Source organism: Streptomyces sp. NPDC031466 (genome assembly GCF_055581265.1).
This window is the reverse complement of record NZ_JBVIJT010000011.1, coordinates 330,895-337,348: the sequence shown is the minus strand read 5'-3', so window position 1 is coordinate 337,348 and position 6,454 is coordinate 330,895. Positions and strand designations below refer to the sequence as shown.

Genomic DNA, 6,454 nt, shown 5'->3' with positions numbered 1-6,454 from the left:
CGTCGGTGAGTTCATGTCGTCGCACCATACGAAACCACTTCCCACCCGAGCAAAAGATCCACCCAGCACACCAAGAGCCATCAGAAACGGCCTAGACATGACCGGGTGCTTGCGACGGTCAGAGCGTCGGGGGGACCAGTGAGCGGAGCTTTTCACGGGTTTCCGGGTCCGTCGAGTAGATGATCGTGCCGATCATGCCCCGGGTCAGCAACACCTTGTACGTGTTGCGGACCAGACGGTCGACGTCCTCGTCCGCGGTGGCCTTGGTGAAGGACGGGTCCTTGGAAGCGCTCCGGTCCACCACCCATCGGTCCGTACGCCAGACGAGGTCCGGACCCATGATCACGCCGGACCAGTCGTACTCGAAGCCCTGCGCGGTGTAAACGCACCCGACCTGTCCGAACCCTGCCGGGTCGGTGGCCCAGAGGGGTGCCGGCGGGGCGCCGAGCAGGGCGCGGTCGCCAAAGAGGTTCCACGGCCTGGCCCAGTCGCCGATGACCACGTCGGTGGGCAGGGTGTGCATGCTGGAAGTGATCTTTGTCGTCCACTTCCAGCAGTAGCCCGCGGACATGCGCGCACCGTAGCCCTCGGACCGTCGGGCAGCCAGGAAGTCCTCCAGCTCCTGGGGGGTGTCCGCGGTCAGGAGCTGTACCTTGTCGTCCGACTCCCACACGGTGGGCGCGTTTCCTTCGAGCCCCAGCAGGTCGACCACCCAGCGCAGGTAGGCGTCGCTGCCACCGCACCGGAACTGGCTGTCGAGTTTCACCACCGTGCAGTCCAGACCCTGTTCGGCCGCGGCTGCTTGGATCTGTTCCACGGTTCCCATCTCGCCCGGACGCACCACTTGGTGCTGGTCCAGCAGGAATACCGGAACCCGCGCGGCGTCCATCAGCTCCGCCACCTGCGGTCGGCCGGTCCGCAGAGTCGCCTTTGTGTAGCGGTTGGCGGAGGTCTTGCGCAGCCGGTGCGCCTCGTCGCAGACCAGCACGTCGAGGTCGTTCGGCTCAGCCTCCATGAAGCTGTTGAAGTAGCGGAAGAGCCGTTGGACCTCGGGCTTGCGGGCACCGGCGACCTTGCGCATCGTCTTGGTGAAGGACTGCGAACCGGTGGCGTGCAGGGCCGGTACCCCGCGCCGGTAGAGGTCGCCCAACAGGGAGAGGGCGATCACGCTCTTGCCGGAGCCTGGTCCGCCGGCCACGACGACGACCTGCTTGTGGTTGGACCGCCGAGCCTGTCGGACTGCCGACATGACCGTCTCGTAGGCGAGCCGCTGTTCGTCCAGCAACACGAACTGCTCCCGGTTACGCACCTCTTCGGCAGCAACGGCCATTAGCTGCCTCGACGGCCGCACCTTGCCCTGCAGCAGGGCGTCGGCTGCCTCGGCACCCGGCTTCGCCGCCAGCCTGGAGCGGAGGTAGCCGAGGAAGGCGCCACGCTGGTCGCCGGTGAACATCCGGCCCCGATCGTCCTCGGTGACGGCGCGGAGCCCCGCCACCCCGAAGTCGGTCGCGTTGTGCAGGTAGGCGACCCCCGCGACCGAGTCGGGGATCCGCTCCAACGCTCCGTTGAACGAGATGAGGTAGTCGCAGTAGCCGCGCACCTGCTCGATCGGGTTGAGGACCGGATCCGGGTAGGCGTCGATGCGGCACAGCAGCGGATCGTCCTCCTCCGGGTAGGCCTCGCTCCACTGCTTCAGCTCGACCGCCACGTACGAGGGCTCTCCGGTACTCGGATGAACACCGGCAAGTATCACGTCCGCGCGCTTGCTGGTCAGGGGCAGCGCGTACTCCAGCATCATCTCGACTTCACCGAGCCCGGCTTCGACGAGCGCGTTGGTGAGAGCCGGGATACTCCGCTCCCAGGAGCGCACCTCCGACGGCTGGGGTCGATGACGGTGTTTGTGCAGGAAGTTCTCGGTCAGGAGCTCGGTCAGCTGTCCTTCAAGGTGGGTGCGGTTGGCCAACGACGCCGCGGACTCACGGAACAGCAAGGAAGTGCCCCCAGGCAGCACGAAGTAGCTCGTGCGGGTGGGGGCATGTCCTTCGGTTCCACGGAAGTGGAGCGGAAGCCCGTCGGGCCGCTGAGATGGTCTTCGCCATCCTAGAACAGGCTATGGATCTGGCGCCTGAGCTGGTCGACAACCTCGTATGTGGGGGAGCTGGTGACGCTCCTCTGACGCACACAGTTCCCTTGCGTCAACGAAATGGGGACTCTGACCGGTGATTCTGCCCGGTCCCTTGTTTCTCAATGCGTTCTCAGGGACGCATCATGTGGAGTGCGTGGCGATTTTGGAGCCTGCCTCGAAGGGTGCCTGACCTGCGGTTTTGCCCGTGTGCATGAGGTGCGGTGTGGGCGTTGTCCTGACGCATCCGTCGGCGGCAATCGCTCGGCGGTGGATGTGGCCGACAATGTCGCCCACGCTGAAGAGTCCCGCAGGGCTGCGCGGAAGGCGTCAGATGGCCGTCACGGTGGACGGACGGGGGTGTCAGCGAGGGTGTGGCGAACGCTGTTGTATGCAGGAGTGCGCGGCAGATTCATGGGCGGCTCGACCAGCCCTGTACGAATGTCGTCGATCGCTGCGGCCGTCCTCACTCTGGATCGGCAACGCTGAAAGCGCTCATTGCGAGGGTCTGGAGGATTTTATCGATCGGGAAGGTGGGGGAATGGGCCGGTAGCCCTCCCGATCGGTAGTTCGTCCACAAGGAACAGGAGGCCTCAGCGGTTGCCGGTCCAGGAGTGGGCCGGGTTGTTCGCGTCGCAGGTCCATTGCACCGCGTTGGCCCCATCCTCGCCGCTGCCGCCGTATACGGTCAGGCACAGACCGCTGTTGACGTTGACCATCTGGTTTCCGCCCTGTGCTCCCGGGCTCAAGCGCCACATCTGTGCGGGACTTCCGTTGCACTCCCACTGCACGATCTGGGCGCCCTTGTCCTTGCTGCCGCCGTAAACGGTGAGGCAAGTCCGGCTGGAGAAATTGCGGATGTACTGATTGTCCCAGTACCAGTTCTGCGGGCTCATCCCATTGCAGGTCCACTGCGTGATGTTCGCGCCGTTGTTGAGGCTGGCGGCGTACGGGGCCAGACACTTCACTGTGTCGACGTTCTTGAAGCGCACCTGGGCCACCGGGTCCGCCTGCGGCTTGAAGTTGTAGACCAGGCGCAAGCGTTCCGGCTGCTGTGCCTGGTCGGCTTCGTTGATGCCCCAGATACGCCCCGAAGACGCGTCGTAGTCGAGGTTCTGCGCCATGTCGGGTACGGCGGTCAGGACGTGCGGTGCGGTGCCGGGGGCTCCCGTGTGGACGCACGAGTTGTACCGGTTGCCATTGTCGAAGCTTGTCGGGCAGAGGCCGGTGGCATAGATGTCGCCGCCCACTATCGTCGCGCCCTGCATGGCGTGGACCGGGGAGACCCAGGCCGCCTCGGCTGTGGCCTGCGTACCGCCCGCACCGGTTCGCGGAAGTCCGGTGGCTGTGTCGAACGGCCACCGGATGATGCGTCCACCGGGTCCGTACTGCCTCCACTCACTGGAGACGAGTGCGGAGTCGGCGCGGTCGAAGCTCAGGCTTGTCAGGCACGGAGAATTGCTGTCGATGCCGATCGAGCAGGTCGTGTCGGTGCCGGTGAGGGTGGAGTACTGGGCCGACATGGGCAGAATGTAGTTGGAGTACGCGGCGGAGGACGTGTCCCCGCTGATTCCCACTCCGGGTCCCTGCGTGGTGACCCGCATGAGGTTGCGGATGTCGAAGACCTGGAGCGACTGCCCGGTGCCGACGAGCAGGTTCGTTCCGTGCCAGACCACGCTGTCGCCGTGAATGGCGTCCGCCTTGAACTGGTTGGGGCCGTCGCTCAGCACGAGGAGTACGTGGTTGAAGCGCGGCTGGGGTCCGCTGTCGTCGACGAAGGTGACCCGAGCCAGCGTGTTGTCCGGGTTGTGCCAGGACGCGACCTGCCAGTGGCCGGCGCCATTCCACGTGCCGTCCGCACCCGTGGCGCTGTGTGCCACGGAAAATCCTTGCGGCACCCAACCGGACGAGTCGTCCGTGTTGTTCCAGCAGTAGCCATCGGCTTTTACGCCCGGGCTGAACGGCGACGGATAACAAAGACCGGACTTTCCGGTGTGCCCCGTCCCGGCCAGGCTTGCCAGGCTCACGCGCTGCAGTGCCGGGGAATCCCCGAGCTTCTTCGCGTTCGCTGCCCAGGTCGCGTTGTTGGGGGAGGCGGTCAAGTGGTAGTTCGCCACACGGCTTGCCGCAATCGGATCGAATTCCGCGGCGGCGGCCCCTGCGGGCGTTCCCGCGGTCATGGACACCCCGAACAACAAGCCCAGCGAACCCAGCAACACCGCGGCTCTACGCCGCAGTCCGTACTTCATTGGCCTATGCATCCACGAACCATATGACAGTCGTACGCCCGCCTCCGGCCGTCAGACGCAGGTTCAGCACCAGACCCGAACCTGTCAGGAACGCCCCGCCGGCATCGCCGGCCAGGCATCAAGGGGACGTAACGACTCCGCCGCATGGCGTCAAGGAGGCAGAAAGGCGGTGCGGGAACGGCCGGTCCGGGACGCAGGCTGAGCGGACCAGTCGTGAAAGGGATCAACCCGATGGCCGTCCTGACCACCCCGAACGCCGCCGCTCCGAGCGCCGAGGAACCTCCCGATTCCGCTGCCCGTCACCGACTGACGGTCGTCACCGGCCTCGCCGCGCTCTCCCTGGACGCCATGGCCTCCGTGGCGTACGGGCCCGAGGCCATCGTCCTCGTCCTGGCCGCCGCGGGCGCCCACGGTCTCGGCTTCACCCTTCCCGTCACACTCGCGATAGCCGGCCTGCTGGCCGTGCTGGTCGCCTCGTACCGGCAGGTGATCGCCGCGTTCCCCGACGGGGGCGGCTCCTACGCCGTCGCCAAGGCGCACCTCGGCCGCCGTACGAGCCTGGTCGCCGCCGCTTCACTGGTCCTGGACTACGTGCTGAACGTGGCCGTGGCTGTCACGGCCGGGGTCGCCGCGCTGACCTCGGCCTTTCCCGCGCTGTACGGGGAGCGGCTGTGGATCTGCCTCGCCGTCCTGGTTCTGATCACCGCGGTGAACCTGCGAGGGATCGTCGACTCGGCTCGCGTCTTCATCGTTCCCACAGCGATCTTCATCGGCGCGATCCTCGTCCTGATCGTCGTCGGCTTGTTCCGAGAGGCCCCCGTGTCCACCGCCGCCTCCTCCGGTCACGCCTCCGTGCTCGCGGACAACGCCACCGCCGTCGGCACACTCCTGCTGCTCAAGGCGTTCGCCGCCGGCTGCTCGGCGCTCACGGGCGTGGAGGCGCTCGCGAACGCGGTGCCCTCCTTCCGGGCCCCGGCCGCCCGGCGGGCAATGCGTGCGGAGACCGCGTTGGGTGCGCTCCTGGGCGGGATGCTGATCGGCCTGTCGGTGCTGATCTCCCGCTTCGGTCTCCAGCCGGTCGAGGGCGTCACTGTCCTCGCTCAGCTCGCCGACGCCTCCCTCGGCCACAACGGGGCCTTCTACGTCGTGCAGTTCGCGACCATGGTGCTGCTGGCGCTCTCGGCGAACACGTCGTTCGGCGGTCTGCCGGTCCTGCTGAAGCTGCTGGCCCGCGACAACTACCTGCCCCACGTCTTCGGGTTGAAGGCGGACCGTCAGGTGCACCGGCACGGCGTGGTGTGGCTGGCCGTGGTCTCGGCGGCCCTCCTGGTGTTCTCTGGCGGTGACACCAACACGCTCGTGCCGCTCTTCGCCATCGGCGTCTTCGTCGGGTTCACGATCGCCCAGACCGGCATGGTGCTGCACTGGCGCGGGGAGCGCGGCCCCCACCGGGTGGGCAAGGCTCTGCTCAACGGCCTGGGCGCGCTGCTGGCCGGCATTTGCGCGGTCGTCGTCACGGCCACGAAGTTCCACGACGGGGCCTGGCTGATCGTGATCGCCGTGCCGCTGCTCGTCGCCCTGTTCGAGCACGTCCACCGGACGTATGGACGCATCGGGGAGCGCCTGGGCGTCGGCCGGATCCCGGAGCCGCCGCGCCATCAGCGCTCACTCGTCCTGGTGCCGGTCTCGTCCTTGACCCGGCTGACCAGCGAGGCGCTCACCGCCGCCGTCTCCCTGGGCGATGAGGTACGGGCGGTGACGGTGTGTCATGCGGACGAGGAGGACCGGGTGACGACCGAGGCGCTGGAGCGCGACTGGGCGTTGTGGAATCCGGGTGTGGACCTCGTCCGCCTGCCGTCCGAGCGCCGCATGCTGGGCCGCCCGGTCACCGCGTACGTCCGCGCACTGGTCGCCGCGGAACCCGGCACCCGCGTCACCGTGCTCATCGCCGAGACGGAGCCGGAGCGGCGGTGGCAGCGCCTGCTGCAGAACCAGCGCGGCGCGGTTCTCGCCCATGCCGTACGGCGCGACACCGACGCCGTCATCTGCCGGCTCAGGTTCCGGATGGCCCCGTAGCAGCCCA

The 6,454-nt window shown here is 67.3% G+C and carries 3 protein-coding genes; 1 reads left to right on the top strand and 2 read right to left on the bottom strand.

The features are described 5' to 3' along the window. Nucleotides 1-118: 118 nt before the first annotated feature. A complete protein-coding gene (locus ACZ5GP_RS27835; RefSeq protein WP_468753422.1) occupies nt 119-1,990 on the bottom strand; it encodes a DNA/RNA helicase domain-containing protein in 1,872 nt (623 codons plus the stop codon). 725 nt (nt 1,991-2,715) lie between these two features. Beyond that, on the bottom strand, nt 2,716-4,371 hold the full coding sequence (locus ACZ5GP_RS27830; protein ID WP_468753421.1) for an RICIN domain-containing protein: 1,656 nt from the start codon (nt 4,369-4,371) through the stop codon (nt 2,716-2,718). Between the two features lie 231 nt (nt 4,372-4,602). Here ACZ5GP_RS27830 and ACZ5GP_RS27825 point away from each other — a divergent pair, with 231 nt between their 5' ends. Then, a complete protein-coding gene (locus ACZ5GP_RS27825; protein WP_468753420.1) occupies nt 4,603-6,447 on the top strand; it encodes an APC family permease in 1,845 nt (614 codons plus the stop codon). The last annotated feature ends 7 nt before the right edge of the window (nt 6,448-6,454 follow it).